The 20,420-nt window shown below is 77.0% G+C and carries 1 protein-coding gene (cut by a window edge); it reads left to right on the top strand.

Going from position 1 to position 20,420, the window contains the following annotated elements:
- Nucleotides 1–20,420, top strand: the 3' portion of a protein-coding gene (locus COO58_RS11730) for a type I polyketide synthase (RefSeq protein WP_098746272.1). It extends 9,226 nt beyond the left edge of the window; the window shows 20,420 of its 29,646 coding nt (coding positions 9,227–29,646); the start codon falls outside the window, past its left edge; its stop codon occupies nt 20,418–20,420.

Here is a 20,420-nt window from a genome sequence, read left to right as displayed (position 1 = left end):
GCGCGTACGCGGCCGCGAACGCCTTCCTCGACGCCCTCGCCATCCGCCGCCGCGCCCTCGGCCTGCCCGGGCATGCGCTCGCGTGGGGCATGTGGGACACCGACGGCATGGCGGCCGGTCTCGGCGCGGCCGACCGGTCCCGGGTGACCCGCGCCGGACTCGGCCTGATCACCGCCCCGGTCGGCGTCGCGCTCTTCGACGCCGCCGTCACCGCCGACGCCGCCACGCTCGTACCGGCCGTGCTCGACCTGCCGGCGCTGCGGGCCGCCGGCGGCGTACCCCCGATGCTGCGCGCCCTCGCCGGCGCCGCACCCGCCCGGCGACAGGCCGGCGCGGCGGCCGACGGTTGGGCCGGGCGGCTCGCCGCGCTGCCCGCCGACGAGGCCCGCGCCGAGGTCGACCTGCTGGTCCGCGGCCTCGTCGCCCAGGTCCTCGGTCACGGCGGCGCGGACGCGGTGCCGGCCGACCGGGCGTTCCAGGAACTGGGCTTCGACTCGCTGACCGCGGTGGACCTGCGCAACCGGGTCAACGCCGCGACCGGGCTGCGGTTGCCGTCCACCCTGGTCTTCGACCACCCGAACCCGGCCGCGCTGGCCGCCCACGTGTACGCGCAGCTCGGCGGCGCCACCGCCACCGCCACCCGGGCCGGCGCGGCGGCGGTCACCGGCGTCGACGAGCCGATCGCGATCGTCGGGATGGCCTGCCGCTACCCGGGCGGGATCGACAGCCCCGACGACCTGTGGGAGCTGCTGGCCGCCGGGCGCGACGGCATCGGCGAGTTTCCCACCGACCGGGGCTGGGACCTCGACACCCTGTTCCACAGCGACCCGGACCATCCCGGCACCTCGCACGCCCGGCACGGAGGCTTCCTCGCCGGCGCCGCCGACTTCGACAGCGGCTTCTTCGGCATCTCCCCGCGCGAGGCGCTCGCCATGGACCCGCAGCAGCGGCTGCTGCTGGAGGCGTCCTGGGAGAGCTTCGAGTCCGCCGGCGTGGACCCGGCGAACCTGCGCGGCTCCCGCACCGGCGTGTTCGCCGGCCTGATGTACCACGACTACGCGGCCGGGGTGCGCGACCTGCCCGACGGCGTGGAGGGCTACCTGGGCACCGGCACCTCCGGCAGCGTGGTGTCCGGCCGGGTGGCGTACGCGTTCGGGCTGGAGGGCCCGGCGGTCACCGTGGACACGGCGTGTTCGTCGTCGCTGGTGGCGCTGCACCTGGCCGCGCAGGCGCTGCGGTCGGGGGAGTGCGACCTGGCCCTGGCCGGCGGCGTGACCGTGATGGCGAACCCGGGCACGTTCATCGAGTTCTCCCGCCAGCGCGGGCTGGCCGCCGACGGGCGGTGCAAGTCCTTCGCCGCCGCCGCCGACGGCACCGGCTGGGCCGAGGGCGTCGGCGTGCTGCTCGTGCAGCGGTTGTCCGACGCCCGCCGCGACGGTCGGCGCATCCTCGCCGTGGTGGCGGGCACCGCCGTCAACTCCGACGGCGCGTCGAACGGGCTCACCGCCCCCAACGGTCCGTCGCAGCAGCGGGTCATCCGGCAGGCCCTGGCCAACGCGCGGCTGAACCCGTCCGACGTGGACGTGGTGGAGGCGCACGGCACCGGCACCACGCTCGGGGATCCGATCGAGGCGCAGGCGCTGCTGGCCACGTACGGGCAGGACCGGCCGGCGGACCGGCCGCTGCTGCTCGGGTCGGTGAAGTCGAACCTGGGGCACACGCAGGCCGCCGCCGGCGTCGCCGGCATCATCAAGATGGTCCTCGCCATGCGGCACGGCGTCGCCCCGGCGACCCTGCACGTGGACGCGCCGTCCCCGCACATCGACTGGGACGCCGGCGCGGTCGAGCTGCTCACCGAGGCGCGGCCGTGGCCGGAGTCGGGCCGGCCCCGCCGCGCCGCCGTCTCCTCGTTCGGGGTCAGCGGCACCAACGCCCACGTGGTCATCGAGGCGCCGCCCGCCGAGCCCGCCCGCGCCGCCGGCCCGACGCCGCCCGCCGAGCCCGCCCGCGCCGCCGGCCCGACGCCGCGCGCGCTCACGCCGGTGCTGCTCTCCGCCCGCTCCGACGCCGCGCTCGCCGCGCAGGCCGACCGCTGGGCCCGCCGGCTCGCCGGCGACGACGCGGCCCGCCCGGTCGACGTCGGCTGGTCCTCGGTGACCGGCCGGACCGTCCTGGACCACCGTGCCGTCGTCGCCGCCGGCGACCGCGACGAGCTGCTGGCCGGGCTGCGGGCGCTGGCCGCCGGCGCACCGGCCGCCGGCACCCGCACCGGTACGCGCACCCCGCGCGGCCGACTGGCCGTCCTCTTCTCCGGTCAGGGCGCGCAGCGCGCCGGCATGGGCCGCGACCTGTACGCGGCGTTCCCGGTGTTCGCCGCCGCGCTCGACGAGGTGTGCGCACACCTGGATCCGCTGCTGCCGCAGCCGCTGAAGCCGGTGCTGTTCGGCGAGGACGGTCTGCTGGACCAGACGCGGTTCACGCAGGCGGGACTGTTCGCGGTCGAGGTGGCGCTGTTCCGCCTGGTCGAGTCGTTCGGGGTGACCCCGGACGCCGTCGGCGGGCACTCGATCGGGGAGGTCACCGCCGCGTACCTGGCCGGCGTGCTGTCGCTGCCCGACGCGTGCACGCTGGTCGCCGCGCGGGGCCGGCTCATGCAGGCGTTGCCGACCGGCGGCGGGATGCTGGCGGTCGCCGCCGGTGAGGCGGACGTGCTGGCGTCGCTCGACGGCGTGCCCGGCCTGGGTGTCGCCGCCGTCAACGGCCCGTCCTCCGTCGTGGTCTCCGGACCGGTCGACGCGCTCGACGGCATCGCGCGGCGGTGGCACGAACGCGGCGTCCGGACCCGCGCGCTGACCGTGTCGCACGCGTTCCACAGCCCGCTGATGGAGCCCATGCTGGCCGAGTTCCGCGCCGTCCTGGACGGGCTGGGCTTCTCCGCGCCGCTGCTGCCGGTGGTGTCCAACGTGACCGGTGCGATCGCGGACCCGGCGGAGCTGACCGATCCCGACTACTGGGTGCGGCACGTCCGGCAGGCGGTCCGTTTCGCCGACGGCGTCGCGGCGCTGCGCGACTCCGGGGTGGACACGTTCCTGGAGATCGGCCCGCGGAGCGTGCTCACGGCGCTGACCGCCGAGATCCTGCCCGACGCGCTCGCGGTCGCCGCCCAGCGTCGCGACCGGGACGAGTCAGCCGCGTTGCTGGGCGCGCTGGCCGACCTGCACGTGCACGGCGTGCCGGTCGACTGGCGGCCCTGGTTCACCGGCGCCGAGCCGACCCGGGTCGACCTGCCCACCTACGCGTTCCAGCACCAGCGGTACTGGCTGCCCACCGGCCGGATCCGTCCCGGCGACGTCAGCGGCGCCGGGCTCGGCGACGTCGGCCACCCGCTGCTCGGCGCGGCCGTCGCCGTCGCCGGCGCCGAGATGGTCCTGCTCACCGGCCGGCTGTCGCTGGCCACCCACCCGTGGCTCGCCGACCACGTGGTGGCCGGCGCCGTGCTCCTGCCCGGCACCGCGCTCGCCGAACTGGCCGTCCGTGCCGGAGACGAGGTCGGCGCCTCCCGCATCCGCGACCTCACGTTCGCCGCGCCGCTGGTGCTGCCCGATACCGGCGCGGTGCGGGTGCAGGTACGTGTCGGCGCACCCGACGGCACCGGCGGCCGTCCGGTCGCCATCCACTCCCAGCCCGACGGCGACACCGACTGGACCGCGCACGCCGAGGGCGTCCTCGACCCGCCCCGGCCGGACGAGCCCACCCTCGCCTGGCCACCCGCCGGGCTCACCGAGGTGGACCTGACCGACTGGTACCCGACCCTGTCCGGGCACGGCCTCACCTACGGGCCGGCCTTCCAGGGCCTGCGCCGGCTCTGGACCGGCGACGGCGAGGCGTACGCCGAGGTGGCGCTGCCGGACGACACCGCCGGGGAGGCGGCCCGGTTCGGGGTCCACCCGGCGCTGCTGGACGCCGCCCTGCACCCGGCCGGGCTGGTGCTCCCCGGCGACGGCCCGCGCGTGCCGTTCACCCTCGACGGACTCCAGGTGCACGCCGCCGGCGCCCGCGTCCTGCGGGTCCGGCTCACCCGCGCCGGCGACGCCGTCCGGCTGGTCGCCGTGGACTCCTCCGGCGCGCCGGTGGTCTCCGTCGACTCGCTGGTGCTGCGGGAGCTGACCGGCGCGGTCGTCCCCGGCGTCGCCGCCCGGTCCCTGTACGCGCTCACCTGGCAGCCGGAGGACGTCACGCCGGCCGAGGCGCCGTCCGACTGGGCGGCGCTGACCGGCGACGGCCCGGCCGGGCTGTCCGCGTACGCCGGCGTGGCGGCGCTGGTCGAGGCCGTCGACGCGGGCCGAACGCCCCCGCGCGTCCTCGTCCTGCCGCTGCCCGCCTCCGACCTGCCCACCCCGGACGCGGTCCGCGCGGTCACCACCGACGTGCTCGCCACCGTGCGGTCCTGGCTGGCCGCGGACCCGCTCGCGGAGACCGCGCTGGTCGTCCTGAGCCGGGGCGCCGTGTCCACCGGTGACGGTGACCCGGTGACCGACCTGGCCGGCGCGGCGGCGTGGGGTCTGCTGCGCGCGGCGCAGTCCGAGCACCCGGGCCGGATCGTGCTGGCCGACCTCGACCGGGAGCCGGACGCGCACACCCTGGCGCTGCTCGCCCGCGTCACCGCCGACCCGGCCGGCGGCCAGGTGGCGATCCGGGAAGGCCGGGTGTCGGTGCCCCGCCTGGTCCGCGCCGCCTCCGTCGCCTCCGCCTCCGGCGTCGGTGTCGGTGACGGCACGGTGCTGGTGACCGGCGGCACCGGCGCGTTGGGCGCCCTGGTGGCGGAGCATCTGGTGACCGGGTACGGGGTCCGGTCGCTGGTGCTGGTGTCACGGCAGGGCCCGTCCGCGTCGGGCGCGGACGTCCTGGTCGAGCGGTTGGCCGGGTTGGGCGCGGCGGTGTCGGTGGTGGCGTGCGACGTGACCGATCCGGATCAGGTGTCTCGGCTGGTCGCGGAGGTGCCGGGTCGGTTGGCCGGGGTGGTGCACACCGCCGGTGTGCTGGACGACGGTGTGGTGTCGGCGATCTCCCCGGAGCGGTTGGCGGGCGTGCTCGCGCCGAAGGTGACGGCCGCATGGGCTCTGCACGAGGCGACCCGCGACCTCGACCTGGACCTGTTCGTGCTCTTCTCGTCCCTCGCCGGGGTGCTGGGTTCGCCGGGTCAGGCGGCGTACGCGGCGGGAAACGCGTTCCTGGACGCGTTGGCGCTGGTGCGGCGGCAGGAGGGTCTGCCGGCGGTGTCGCTGGCGTGGGGGATGTGGGACACCGCGGGGATGGCGGCGTCGCTGAGCGAGGGGGAGCGGCAACGCGCGGCGCGAGCCGGGCTGCCCCCGATGAACACCGACGTCGGGCTGGCCCTGTTCGACGCCGCCCTCGCCGAGGGACGGCCGGCGCTCGTGCCGGCCGTCGTCGACGTACCGGCGCTGCGGGCCGCCCTCGACGGCGGGCCGGTCCCGGCGGTGCTCCGCGCCCTCACCGGCCCGGCCGCCACCCGCCGGCAGGTCCGCGCCGGCGGCGACTGGGCCGACCGGCTGGCCGGCCGCACCGAGGACGAGGCCCGCGCCGAGGTCGACATGCTGGTCCGAGGGCTGGTGGCGCAGGTGCTCGGGCACGGCGGCGCGGACGCGGTGCCGGCCGACCGGGCGTTCCGGGAACTCGGGTTCGACTCGCTGACCGCCGTCGACCTGCGTAACCGGGTCAACGCCGCGACCGGGCTGCGACTGCCGTCCACGCTCGTCTTCGACCACCCCAGCCCGGCCGCCCTCGCCGCGCACCTCTTCGAACTGGTCTCCGGCCGGATCACCGCCCGGCGCGCGGCCGTGCGGGCGGCCGACACCGACGAGCCCATCGCCATCGTCGGCATGGCCTGCCGCTACCCCGGTGGCGTCGACAACCCCGAACAGCTCTGGCAACTCCTGGCCGGCGGCCGGGACGGGATCTCCGCGTTCCCCGCCGACCGGGGCTGGGACCTCGACGCGCTCTACGACCCGGACCCGGACCACCCCGGCACCTCGTACGCCCGGCACGGCGGCTTCCTGACCGGCGCCGCCGACTTCGACAGCGGCTTCTTCGGCATCTCGCCCCGCGAGGCGGTCGCCATGGATCCGCAGCAGCGGCTGCTGCTGGAGGCGTCCTGGGAGAGCTTCGAGTCCGCCGGCCTCGACCCAGCCGTCCTGCGCGGCTCCCGCACCGGCGTGTTCGCCGGCGTGATGTACCACGACTACGCCTCCCGCCTGGCCGACCTCCCGCCGGACGCCGAGGGCTACGTCGGCACCGGCACCTCCGCCAGCGTGCTGTCCGGTCGGGTGGCCTACTCGTTCGGGTTGGAGGGTCCGGCGGTCACCGTGGACACCGCCTGCTCGTCGTCGCTGGTGGCGCTGCACCTGGCCGGGCAGGCGCTGCGGTCGGGGGAGTGTGACCTGGCCCTGGCCGGCGGCGTCACGGTGATGGCGACGCCCGGCACGTTCGTCGAGTTCTCCCGCCAGCGCGGCCTGTCCCCGGACGGCCGGTGCCGGTCCTTCGCCGCCTCGGCCGACGGGACGGGCTGGTCCGAGGGCGTCGGCGTCCTGCTGGTGCAGCGGCTCTCCGACGCCCAGCGGGAGGGCCGCCGGATCCTGGCCGTGGTGCGGGGCACGGCGGTGAACTCCGACGGCGCGTCCAACGGGTTGACCGCGCCGAACGGTCCGTCGCAGCAGCGGGTCATCCGGCAGGCCCTGGCGAACGCCCGGCTGGGCACGGCCGACGTGGACGCGGTGGAGGCGCACGGCACCGGCACCACGCTCGGTGACCCCATCGAGGCGCAGGCGCTGCTCGCCACGTACGGGCAGGACCGGCCGGCGGACCGGCCGCTGCTGCTCGGGTCGGTGAAGTCGAACCTCGGGCACACGCAGGCCGCCGCCGGCGTCGCCGGGGTGATCAAGATGGTCCTGGCCATGCGGCACGGCATCGTCCCCGCCACGCTGCACGTGGACGAGCCGTCCCCGCACATCGACTGGACCGCTGGCGCGGTCGCCCTCGCCACCGCCGCCACACCGTGGCCCGACCAGGGCCGGCCCCGCCGGGCCGCCGTGTCCTCCTTCGGCATCTCCGGCACCAACGCCCACGTCATCCTGGAGCAGCCCCCCGTCTCCGACGCCGGCGACGCGGCAACCGACCGGCCGGCCGGCCCGGGAGTGGTGCCGGTGCTGCTGTCGGCGCGTACCGACGCGGCCCTGGCCGCCCAGGCCGACCGGTGGGCCGACCGGCTCGCCGGCGACGAGGCGTGGCGACCGGTCGACGTCGCCTGGTCGTCCGTGACCACCCGACCCGCGCTGGAGCGACGGGCCGTGGTGCCCGCCGCCGACCGGGACGACCTGCTGGCCGGTCTGCGGGCGTTGGCCGCCGGCGAACCGTCCGGCGAAGCGATCAGCGGCGTCCCGACGCCGCGCGGCCGGCTGGCGATCCTCTTCTCCGGGCAGGGCGCGCAGCGCGTCGGGATGGGTCGGGAGTTGTCCGCGGCGTTCCCGGTGTTCGCGTCCGCCCTGGATGAGGTGTGCGGTCACCTGGATCCGTTGCTGCCGCAGCCGTTGAAGCCGGTGTTGTTCGGTGACGGTGACCTGTTGGACCAGACGCAGTTCACCCAGGCCGGTCTGTTCGCGGTCGAGGTGGCCCTGTTCCGGTTGGTCGAGTCGTTCGGGGTGATGCCGGATCTGGTCGGTGGGCACTCGGTCGGGGAGATCACGGCCGCGTTCGTGGCGGGGGTGTTGTCGCTGCCTGATGCGTGCGTGTTGGTGGCGGCGCGGGGTCGGTTGATGCAGGCGTTGCCGGCCGGTGGCGGGATGCTCGCCGTGGCCGCCCCCGAGGCGGAGGTGGCCGAGATGATCGCCGGCCGGGCGGACGTGGGGATCGCCGCGGTCAACGGGCCGTCGTCGGTGGTCGTCTCCGGTGACCTCGACGCGCTGACCGCGCTCGACGGCACGTGGCGGGACGCGGGCGTGCGGGTCCGCCGTCTGACCGTGTCGCACGCGTTCCACAGTCCGCTGATGGAGCCGATGCTGGCCGAGTTCCGCAGTGTGCTGGCGGGGTTGACGTTCGCCGCGCCGCTGCTGCCGGTGGTGTCGAACGTGACGGGCGCGCTGGCCGACGGCGACGACCTGCGCAACCCCGACTACTGGGTGCGCCACGTCCGCGAGGCGGTCCGCTACGCCGACGGGATCACCGCACTGCGCGCGGCCGGCGCGGACACGTTCCTCGAACTCGGCCCGCAGAGCGTGCTGACCGCGCTGACCGCCGAGATCCTGCCCGACGACGACGCCGCGCTCGCCGTGGCCGCGCAACGTCGCGACCGCGCCGAGACGCCCGCGCTGCTCACCGCGCTGGCCCAGCTGCACGTGCACGGCGTCCCGGTCTCCTGGGAGGCGTGGTTCACCGGCCCCGCGCCCACCCGGATCGACCTGCCCACGTACGCGTTCCAGCACCGGCGCTACTGGCCGGAGACCGCCCGCCACCGCCCCGGCGACGTCTCCGGCGCCGGGCTGAGCGACGCCGCGCACCCCCTGCTCGGCGCCACCGTCGAGCTGGCCGGCGACGGCACGGTCGTCCTGACCGGCCAACTCTCCCTCGCCACCCACCCCTGGCTGGCCGACCACGCCGTCGCCGGGACCACACTGCTCCCCGGCGCCGCGCTCGTCGAGATCGCCGTCCGCGCCGGAGACGAGGCCGGCGTGCCCCGGCTGCGCGACCTCACCGTCGCCACGCCAGTGGTCCTGCCCGACACCGGTCGGCTGCGCCTCCAGGTACGCGTCGACGGCGCCGGCACCCGACGCGCCCTCACCGTCCACTCCCGACCCGAGGACGACCCCGACGCCGGCTGGACCCGGCACGCCGACGGCATCCTCGAACCGTCGGTGCCGGACGAGCCCACCGTCGGCGCCTGGCCGCCCGCCGGGCTGACCGAGGTCGACCTCACCGACTGGTACCCGACGCTCGCCGCGCACGGCCTGGCGTACGGGCCGGCGTTCCGGGGCGTACGGCGGGCCTGGACCGGCGACGACGCGGCGTACGCGGAGATCGCCCTCCCGGACGACGTGGCCGGCGACGCGGCGCGCTTCGGCATCCACCCGGCGCTCCTCGACGCCGCCCTGCACCCGATCGGCCTGCTGCCCACGCCCGGCGCCGGGGGACCACGCGTCCCGTTCACGTTCGAGGGCGTCCAGGTGCATGCCACCGGTGCCACCGTGCTGCGGGTACGGCTCACCCGCGACGGCGACGCCGTCCGGCTGGCCGCCGCCGACGAGACCGGCGCGCCCGTCGTGTCGGTGGACGCGCTGCACCTGCGGGAGATGACCGGCCTGCCCGCGACCGGCGCCCGCTCCCTGTACGAGGTGCGCTGGGAGCCCACGCCGGCGCGCCCGGGGCGGATCGGCGACTGGGCGGCGCTCGGCGCGCCGGTCGACGGGCTGCCGACGTACCCGGTCGTGCCCGCGGCGCTCGCTGCCGGGGCGCCCGAGGTGTTCGTCCTGCCGGTGGCCGCGCCGTCCGGGGTGGCGATGCCGGAAGCGGTTCGGACGGTCGCGTCGGACGTGCTGGCGGCGGTGCAGGCGTGGCTGGCCGCGGAGCCGTTGGCGGGTTCGCGGTTGGTGGTGGTGACCCGGGGTGCGGTGGCGGTGTCGGACGGCGACCGGGTGGTGGATCTGGCCGGTGCGGCGGTGTGGGGGTTGCTGCGGTCGGCGCAGTCGGAGCATCCGGGCCGGATCGTCGTGGCGGATGTGGATCGGGACGTGGACGCGTCGGTGGTGTCGGTGCTGGCCGGTGTGGTGGGGGATTTGCCGGTGACGGGCGGGCAGGTGGCGGTGCGCGGTGATGCCGTGTTGACGCCGCGTCTGGTCCGCGCGACGCTTCCGCCGGCTGTTCCCGCGAGGTCGTCCGGGGACATGACGGCCGGTCACGCCGCGGACGCGCCCGTGACCGGTGGTGACGTGGCCGGTCTGGTCCCGGCTGCGGACATACCGGTGACCGGCGGCACGGTGCTGGTGACCGGTGGCACCGGGTCCCTGGGTGCGCTGGTGGCTGAGCATCTGGTGACCGGGCACGGGGTGCGGTCGCTGGTGCTGGTGTCGCGGCAGGGTCCGGCCGCGCCGGGTGCGGAGGTCCTGGTCGAGCGGTTGGCCGGGTTGGGTGCGTCGGTGTCGGTGGTGGCGTGCGACGTCACCGACCGGGACCAGGTGCACCGGCTGGTCGCCGAGGTTCCCGGCCGGCTCGCCGGAGTGGTGCACACCGCCGGGATCCTGGACGACGGCGTGGTGTCCGCGATGACCGCGGACCGGTTGGCGGGCGTGCTGGCGCCGAAGGTGACGGCGGGGTGGTGGCTGCACGAGGCCACCCAGGGCCTCGACCTGGACCTGTTCGTCCTCTTCTCGTCCCTCGCCGGGGTGCTGGGTTCGCCGGGGCAGGCGGCGTACGCGGCGGGGAACGCGTTCCTGGACGCGTTGGCGGTGGCCCGGCGGCAGGAGGGTCTGCCGGCGGTCAGCCTGGCATGGGGGATGTGGGACACCGCCGGCATGGCGGCGACGCTCAGCGAGGGAGAGCGGCGGCGGTCGGCGCGGGCCGGGCTGCCCCCGATGAGCACCGGGACCGGGCTGGAGCTGTTCGACGCCGCGCTCACCGCCGGCCGTCCGGCCCTCGTACCGACCGTGATCGACCTGACCGCGCTGCGCGCGGCCGGTGCTCCCGTACCGTCGATGCTGGCCCCGCTCGTCGGGCCCGCCGCCACCCGGCGGCTCGCGGGCACCGGGGGTTGGGCCGACCGGCTGGCCCGGCTCACCGACGACCAGGCCCGCGCCGAGGTCGACGTGCTGGTCCGGGGCCTGGTGGCGCAGGTGCTCGGGCACGGTGGCGCGGACGCGGTGCCGGCCGACCGGGCGTTCCGGGAACTGGGCTTCGACTCGCTGACCGCGGTGGACCTGCGTAACCGGGTCAACGCCGCGACCGGGCTGCGGCTGCCGTCCACGCTCGTCTTCGACCACCCCACCCCGGCCGCGCTCGCCGCGCAGGTGTGGACCGAACTGGCCGGCGGCCGGCCGGGCGCGGCCACCCCGACGGCGGCCACCACCACCGGGCTGGACGAGCCGATCGCGATCGTCGGGATGGCCTGCCGCTACCCGGGTGGGGTGGACAACCCGGAGCAGTTGTGGGAGCTGCTGGCCGCCGGTGGGGACGGGATCTCCGAGTTTCCCGCCGACCGGGGCTGGGACCTGGAGTCGCTGTTCGACCCGGACCCGGACCACAGCGGCACCTCGTACGCGACGCAGGGCGGTTTCCTCTACGACGCCGCCGACTTCGACAGCGGCTTCTTCGGCATCAGCCCGCGTGAGGCCCTCGCCATGGACCCGCAGCAGCGGCTGCTGTTGGAGACGTCGTGGGAGGCGTTCGAGTCCGCCGGCCTGGACCCGGCGACGCTGCGCGGCTCGCGCACCGGCGTGTTCGCCGGCATCATGTACCACGACTACGCGACCCGGCTGGTCGAGTCGTCGGCCGAGGTCGAGGGGTACGTCGGCGTGGGCACCTCGGGCAGCGTGCTGTCCGGCCGGCTGGCGTACACGTTCGGGTTGGAGGGTCCGGCGGTCACCGTGGACACCGCCTGCTCGTCGTCGCTCGTCGCGCTGCACCTCGCCGCGCAGGCGCTGCGCTCCGGCGAGTGCGACCTCGCCCTGGCCGGTGGGGTGACGGTGATGTCGACACCGGGGACGTTCATCGAGTTCTCCCGGCAGCGTGGACTCGCCGCCGACGGGCGGTGCAAGTCGTTCGCCGCGTCCGCCGACGGCACCGGCTGGGGCGAGGGCACCGGCGTCCTGCTGGTGCAGCGGCTCTCCGACGCCCAGCGGGACGGCCGCCGGATCCTGGCCGTGGTGCGGGGCACGGCGGTCAACCAGGACGGCGCGTCGAACGGGCTGACCGCCCCCAACGGGCCGTCGCAGCAGCGGGTGATCCGCCAGGCCCTCGCGAACGCCCGGCTGGGCACGGCCGACGTGGACGTGGTCGAGGCGCACGGCACCGGCACCACGCTCGGTGACCCGATCGAGGCGCAGGCGCTGCTGGCCACCTACGGCCAGGACCGCGAGACGCCGCTGCTCCTGGGGTCGATCAAGTCGAACCTCGGGCACACCCAGGCCGCCGCCGGCGTCGCCGGGGTGATCAAAATGGTCCTGGCCATGCGGCACGGCCTGGTGCCGCCGACGCTGCACGTGGACGAGCCGTCCCCGCACATCGACTGGACCGCCGGGGCGGTCGAGCTGGCGACCGCGCCGACCCCGTGGCCCGACCAGGACCGGCCCCGCCGGGCGGCGGTGTCGTCGTTCGGCATCTCCGGCACCAACGCCCACGTCGTCCTCGAACAGCCACCCGCCACCGCCGGCCCGGCCGGAACGGTGATCGACGGTGCCGTGCTCCCCACCCGCGCCGACGGCCAGGACCGGCCCGCCACCACCGCCGGCGCGGCCCGCGCCCACCTGCCGGTGCTGCTGTCGGCGCGGACCGACGCGGCCCTGGCCAGCCAGGCCGAGCGGTGGGCACGTCGCCTGGCCGGTGACGCCACGCTCCGACCGGTGGACCTGGCCTGGTCCTCGGTGACCACCCGGGCCGCCCTGGAACGGCGGGCCGTGCTCGCCGCCACCGACCGGGACGACCTGCTCACCGCGCTGCGCGCGCTGGCGGCCGGTACGCCGTCGGGCGCGGTGCTCTCCGGTGACGCGGTGCGGCGCGGCCCGCTCGCGGTGCTCTTCTCCGGGCAGGGCGCGCAGCGCGCCGGGATGGGTCGGGAGTTGTCCGCGGCGTTCCCGGTGTTCGCGTCCGCCCTCGACGAGGTGTGCGGTCACCTGGATCCGTTGCTGCCGCAGCCGTTGAAGCCGGTGTTGTTCGGCGACGGTGACCTGATCGACCAGACGCGGTTCACCCAGGCCGGTCTGTTCGCGGTCGAGGTGGCGTTGTTCCGGCTGGTCGAGTCGTTCGGGGTGACGCCGGACTTCGTGGGTGGGCACTCGATCGGTGAGGTCACGGCCGCGTTCGTGGCGGGGGTGTTGTCGCTGTCGGACGCGTGTGCGTTGGTGGCGGCTCGGGGCCGGCTGATGCAGGCGTTGCCGGCCGGCGGCGGCATGCTGGCGGTCGCCGCACCCGAGTCCGACGTGGCCGGAATGATCGCCGGCCGGACGGACGTCGGGATCGCGGCGGTGAACGGGCCGTCCTCGGTGGTCGTCTCCGGTGACCTCGACGCGCTGACCGCGCTGGAGCACACCTGGCGCGACCGGGGCGTCCGCGTCCGTCGGCTCACCGTGTCGCACGCGTTCCACAGTCCGCTGATGGAGCCGATGCTGGCCGAGTTCCGCGGCGTGCTGGACGGGTTGACGTTCGCCGCGCCGCTGCTGCCGGTGGTGTCCAACGTGACAGGTGCCATCGCCGAGCCGGCGGAGCTGACCGACCCGGAGTACTGGGTGCGGCACGTCCGCCAGTCGGTCCGGTACGCCGACGGGATCACCGTGCTGCGCGACGCCGGGGTGGACACCTTCCTGGAGATCGGGCCGCAGAGTGTGCTCACGGCGCTGACCGCCGAGGTCCTTGCCGAGGGAGACGGGCGAGCGGTCGCGGTGCAACGCCGGGACCGGGACGAGAGCGGCGCGCTGCTGGCCGGGCTGGCCGACCTGCACGTCCACGGCGTGCCGGTGGACTGGACGCCCTGGTTCGCCGGCACCGACGCCACCCGCGTCGACCTGCCCACCTACGCCTTCCAGCACCAGCGCTACTGGCCCGCGCCAAGCACCCGCACGCCGGCCGCGCCGGACGCCGAGTTCTGGGCCGCCGTGGAGAGCGGCGACCCCGCCGCGCTCGCCGCGCACCTCGGCCACGACGCCGCCGCCGACGCGCTCAGCACCGCGCTGCCGGTCCTCGCCGACTGGCACCGCGCCCGCACCCGGGGACCGGACACCGGGGCGTACCGGATCGGTTGGGAGCCGGTGCGTCCCGCCGCCGCAGCCGGGCTGACCGGCCGGTGGCTGGTCGCCACCGTCGGCGGCGGCGCCGACGGCGGCGTCCCGAGGACGCTCACCGAGGCCGGCGCCACCGTCGACACGCTCACCATCGCGGCCGGCGCCGACCGCAACGACCTGGCGGAGCGCCTCCGACGCCTCGGCGACGACCAGGGCTGGACCGGCGTGCTCTGCGTCCTGCCCCGGCAGGACCGGCCGCTGCCCGGCGCGCCGGCGGTCCCGGCCGGCACCGCCGCGCTGCTCACGCTCGTGCAGGCGCTCACCGACACCGGCCGGCCCGGCCGCGTGTGGGCGCTCAGCCGCGCCGCGCTGGCCGTCGCCCCCGGCGACCGGGGCGGCGACGTCCGGGCCGCGTCCGCCTGGGGCCTCGGCCGCGCCGTCGCCCTGGAACACCCGGACCGGTGGGGCGGCCTGGTCGACCTGCCCGCCCGCGCCGACCGGACCACCCGCGCCGCGCTCGTCGCGCTGCTCGCCGACGGCACCCACGACCAGGTGGCCGTACGCCGCAGCGGCGTCTACGCCCGGCGGCTCCTCCCGGCCACGGCGCCGGCCGGCGCCGGCTGGCGACCCCGGGGCACCGTGCTGGTCACCGGCGGCACCGGTGCGCTCGGCCGGCACGTCGCCCGCTGGCTGCTGGCGAACGGGGCCGACGAGGTGGTGCTGGCGTCGCGGCGCGGCCCGGACGCCCCCGGCGCGGCCGACCTCGCCGCCACGCTCGGCGCGGTCCGGGTGGTCGCCTGCGACGTCAGCGACCCGGTCGCCGTCACCGACCTGGTGGACGACCTGCCCGCGCTGACCGCCGTCGTGCACGCCGCCGGCGTCGCCGGCGACCCGGCCGCCGCCCACGACCTGACCACCGCCGAGCTGGCCCGCACCCTCTCCGGCAAGGTGCTCGGCGCGATGCACCTGGACGCCGCCTGCCAGGACCGCGACCTCGACGCGTTCGTGGTGTTCTCCTCCGTCGCCGGCGTCTGGGGCGGCGGCGGGCAGGCCGGCTACGCCGCCGGCAACGCCCTGCTCGACGCGCTGGTCGCCGCCCGCCGCGCGGCCGGTCTGCCGGCCACCGCGCTCGCCTACGGCCCGTGGGCGCAGGACGGAATGGCCGCCGGGGAGACGGCGGACGGGCTGCGCCGCCGCGGGCTCGACCCGGTCCCGCCGGCCACCGCCGTCGCCGCGCTGGGCCGCTGGGTCAACGCTCCCGAGCCGGCCCCGGTGATCGCCGACGTGGACTGGTCCCGGTTCGTCGCGGCGTACACGGCGGCGCGCCCCAGCCACCTGTTCGACCGGGTCGCCCCGGCCGTCGCGGTCGACGGCGGGCAGCCGGAGCCGACCGACGACGGCTTCCGCGCCCGACTCGCCGGGCTGCCGCCGGCCGGGCAGGAGACGCTGCTGCTCGACCTGGTCCGCGCCGAGGCCGCCGCCGTGCTCGGACACACCTCCACCGACCAGGTGCCGGCCGACCGCGCGTTCCGCGACCTCGGCTTCGACTCGCTGGCCGCGGTGCAGCTGCGGGACCGGGTCGGCCGGGCGACCGGCACGACACTGCCCTCCACAGTGGTCTTCGACCACCCGTCGGCGGCCGAGCTGGCGCGCTTCCTGCGTACCGCGATGGTGGCCGGCGCGGACGCGCCGGTCGAGGCCACCCACCCGGCGGCCCGGCCGGCCGCCGACGAACCCATCGCGATCGTGTCGATGGCCTGCCGGTTCCCCGGCGGCGTGTCCTCCCCGCAGGAGCTGTGGCGGCTGCTCGCCGACGGTGTGGACGCCGTCGGCCCGATGCCCACCGACCGGGGGTGGGACCTCGACGGGCTCTTCGACAGCGACCCGGAGCGCGTCGGCACCAGCTACACCCGCAGCGGCGGCTTCCTCGCCGACGTGGCCGGCTTCGACGCCGCGTTCTTCGGGATCAACCCGCGCGAGGCGCTCGCCATGGACCCGCAGCAACGGCTGCTGCTGCACACCACCTGGGAGGCGATCGAGTCCGCCGGCCTCGACCCGCAGCGGCTGCGCGGCTCGGCCACCGGCGTGTTCGTCGGCACCAACGGGCAGGACTACGCGACCCTGCTGCTCGGCGCCCGCGCCGAGGTCGAGGGCTACCAGGCCACCGGCAACGGCGCGTCCGTCGTCTCCGGCCGGCTGGCGTACGCGTTCGGCCTGCACGGCCCCGCCGTCACCGTCGACACCGCCTGCTCCTCGTCGCTGGTCGCGCTGCACCTGGCCGCGCAGGCGCTGCGCTCCGGCGAGTGCGACCTGGCCCTCGCCGGCGGCGTCACGGTGATGTCGACACCCGGCGCGTTCCTGGAGTTCTCCCGGCAGCGCGGACTCGCCGCGGACGGGCGGGTCAAGGCGTTCGCCGCCGCCGCGGACGGCACCGGCTGGGGCGAGGGCGTCGGTGTCCTGCTGCTGCAACGCCTCTCCGACGCCCAGCGGGAGGGCCGGAAGATCCTCGCCGTGGTGCGCGGCAGCGCGGTCAACTCCGACGGCGCGTCCAACGGCCTGACCGCGCCGAACGGACCGGCCCAGCAGCGCGTCATCCGGGCCGCCCTGGCCAACGCCGGCCTCACCCCGGCCGACGTCGACGCGATCGAGGCGCACGGCACCGGCACCACGCTCGGCGACCCGATCGAGGCCCAGGCGCTCGCCGCCGCGTACGGGCCGGACCGCCCGACGGACCGGCCGCTCTGGCTCGGCTCGGTCAAGTCGAACCTCGGTCACACCCAGGCGGCGGCGGGCGCGGCCAGCCTGATCAAGATGGTGCTGGCGCTGCGTCACGGCACGCTCCCGGCGACGCTGCACGTCGACGCGCCCACGCCGCACGTGGACTGGTCGGCCGGCCCGCTGGCGCTGCTCACCGAGGCGCGCCCCTGGGCGGCCGACGGGCGTACCCGCCGGGCCGGCGTCTCGTCGTTCGGCATCAGCGGCACCAACGCCCACGTGATCCTGGAGGAGGCCCCGGCCGACCCGACCGGCCCGGACCTCGCCGGCCCGGCCCGCGACGTCGCGCTGCCGTGGCCGGTCAGCGCGGCCACCGCCGCCGGCCTGCGGGACCAGGCCGCCCGCCTGGCCGCCCGGCTCACCGACCCGACCGACCCGCTGTCCGCCGCCGACCCCGGCGCGACCGCCTGGGCGCTGGTCGAGGGCCGGGCGCACCTGACCCACCGGGCCGTGGTGGTCGCCGCCGACCCGGCGACCCGGCGGGAGGCGCTCGCCGCGCTCGCCGCCGGCGACCCCCACCCCGCCCTCGTGTCGGCCGCGCCGGCCGGCACCGGTGGCGCCGCCGTCCTCTTCTCCGGGCAGGGCGCGCAGCGCGCCGGGATGGGCCGGGAGCTGTACGCGGCGTTCCCGGTGTTCGCGTCCGCCCTCGACGAGGTGTGCGGGCACCTCGACCCGCTGTTGCCGCAGCCGCTGAAGCCGGTGCTGTTCGGCGACGACGACCTGCTCGACCAGACGTGGTTCACGCAGGCCGGTCTGTTCGCGGTGGAGGTGGCCCTGTTCCGGCTCGTCGAGTCGTTCGGGGTGGTGGCCGACCTCATCGGCGGGCACTCGGTCGGCGAGATCACCGCCGCGTACGTGGCCGGTGTGCTGTCGCTGCCGGACGCGTGCGCGCTGGTGGCGGCGCGGGGCCGCCTGATGCAGGCGCTACCGGCCGGCGGCGGGATGCTGGCGGTGGCCGCGCCGGAGGCCGAGGTCGCCGCGTCGATCGCCGGCCGTCCGGACGTGGGCGTCGCGGCGGTCAACGGCCCGACGTCGGTGGTGGTCTCCGGCCCGGTCGACGCGCTGACGGAGATCGAGCGGACCTGGCGGGACCGGGGTGTCCGCGTCCGCCGGCTCACGGTGTCGCACGCGTTCCACAGCCCGCTGATGGAACCGATGCTGGCCGACTTCCGCGACGTGTTGGACGGGCTGACGTTCGCCGCGCCGCTGCTGCCGGTGGTGTCCAACCTGACCGGCGCGCTCGCCGACGGTGACGACCTGCGCACCCCCGACTACTGGGTGCGCCACGTCCGCGAGGCGGTCCGCTACGCCGACGGGATCACCGCGCTGCGCGCGGCCGGCGCGGACACGTTCCTGGAGATCGGGCCGGCCGCCGTGCTGACCCCGATGAACGCCGACCTGCTCCCCGACGACGCCACCGCCGTGGCCACGCTGCGCGCCGGCGTACCGGAGGTCACCGCCCTGCTCACCGCGGTCGCCGCCTGGTACGCGACCGGCCGGGACCCGCACTGGCCGGCGCTGCTCGCCGGCCCCCGACCCGCCGCCCGCGACCTGCCCGAACTGCCCACCTACCCGTTCCGGCCGCAGCGCTACTGGCCCACCCTGACCACGCCGATCGGCGGCGCGGCCGGGCCGGACGACGGCGAGTTCTGGCGGGCGGTCACCGACGGCGACCTCGACCGTCTCGGCATCGACACCGGACAGCCGCTGCGCGACCTGCTGCCGCAGCTCGACACGTGGCGTCGCCGGCGGCGTCAGGACGGCGTGCTGGCCGGCTGGCGCTACCGGGTCGCCTGGCAGCCCCGCCCGCTCACCGGCGGGGAGCCGGGCCGCTGGCTGCTGGTCGCCCCGCCCCGCGAGACCGCCGCCACGGTCGCCGGGGCGCTGCGGGCCGGCGGCGCCGACGTGCGGCTGCTCACCGTCGACCCGGCCACCGTGGACCGCGACGGCCTCGCCGCCGACCTGGCCCGGGCCGCGGCCGAGCACCGGCCCACCGCACTGCTGTCGCTGCTCGCGCTCGACGAGGCGCCCCACCCCGAGCGGGACGCCCTGCCGGCCGGGCTCGCGGCGAACCTGCTGCTCCTGCAGGCGCACACCGCCCGCGACGACGGCGCGCCGCTGTGGCTCGCCACCACCGGCGCGGTCGCCACCGACGACGAACCGGCCACCCGGCCGTGGCAGGCCACCACCTGGGGTCTCGGGCTGGCCGCCGCGCTGGAACACCCCCGGCACGTCGGCGGTCTGGTCGACCTGCCCGGCACGGTGACCGCCGAGTCCGCCGCCGCGCTGCTCGCCACGCTGACCAACCGGGAGGCAGAGGACCAGGTCGCCGTGCGCGCGGCCGGGCCGCTCGTGCGCCGCCTGGTCCGCGCCACCGACCCGACCGGGGGTACGGACGGCGGCTGGACGCCGCGCGGCAGCGTCCTGCTCAGCGGCGGTACCGGACCGGTCGCCCGGCACACCACCGCCTGGCTCGACCGGGCCGGCGCCACCGTGGTGCCGCTGGACGAGCCGGCCGGCGGGAAGCTGGCCGACCGGATGGCGCAGCTCGCCGCCGACGGACGCCCGGTCACCGGGCTGGTACACGTGCCCGCCGACACCGGCACCGTGCCGCTGGCCGACCTCACCCCCGCCGACCTGGCCGCCGACCTGCTCGCCACCGTCGGCGACCTGCCCCGGTACGCCGACGAGGTGGAACAGCGGACGCTCGGCGCGCTCGTGGTCTGCTCCTCCACCTCCGGGGTGTGGGGCTCCGGCGGGCGCTGCGGGCAGGCGGCCGGCGACGCCCTGCTCCAGGTGCTCGCCGCCGGGTGGCGGCGGGCCGGGCTGCCGGTCACCTCGGTCGCGTTCGGCCCCTGGGCCGACGGCCTCACCGACACCGACCTGGCGCAGCTGAGCCGGGGCGGGCTACCCGGCATGGATCCCGAACTGGCCGTCGCCGCGCTGCGGCGGGCCGTCGCGGACGGCGCCCGGCTGGTCGTCGCCGACGTCCGCTGGGACCGGTTCGTGCCGGCCGTCGCCGCGGTCCGCGACCGGCCGCTCTTCGGCGACCTGCCGGAGGCGCGGGAGGCGCTGCGCGGCCTGCACGCCGACCAGCCCACCGACGACGCCGCTGCGACCGCGCTGCGGGAACGACTGCGCCCGCTCGGCGACGCGGAGCGGGACGCGATCCTGGTCGACCTCGTCGCCGGGCAGGCCGCCTCGGTGCTCGGCCTCCCGGACACCACCGACCTCGGCCCCGCCCGGGCGTTCCGCGAGGTCGGCTTCGACTCGATGACCGCCGTGGCGCTGCGCAACCGGCTCCGGGCCGCCACCGGGGCCACGCTGCCGGCGAGCGTGGTGTTCGACTACCCGACCCCGCTGGCGCTCGCCCGGCACCTGCGTACGCTGCTGGCCCCCGACGGCGCCGCCGCCACCACCGGCCTGCTCGCCGAGCTGGAGAAGGTGGACGGACTGTTCGCCGCCGGCGCGCCGGACGAGCTGACCCGGCGGAAACTGCTGGTGCAGATGCAGGCGTTCCTCGCCCGCTGGGGCGACGACCGGTCCGCGCCGCAGGAGGCGCCGGTGACCCGCACGCTCGACGGGGCCAGCGACGCCGAACTGTTCGACTTCATCCACCGCGAGTTGGGTGGCCCCGGCGGCGAATCCTGA

Origin of the sequence: Micromonospora sp. WMMA1996, assembly GCF_002573675.1 — a bacterium.
Lineage (GTDB): Bacteria > Actinomycetota > Actinomycetes > Mycobacteriales > Micromonosporaceae > Micromonospora > Micromonospora sediminicola.
The sequence above is the reverse complement of the archived record's forward strand: the minus strand, read 5'-3'. Positions and strand labels throughout refer to the sequence as shown.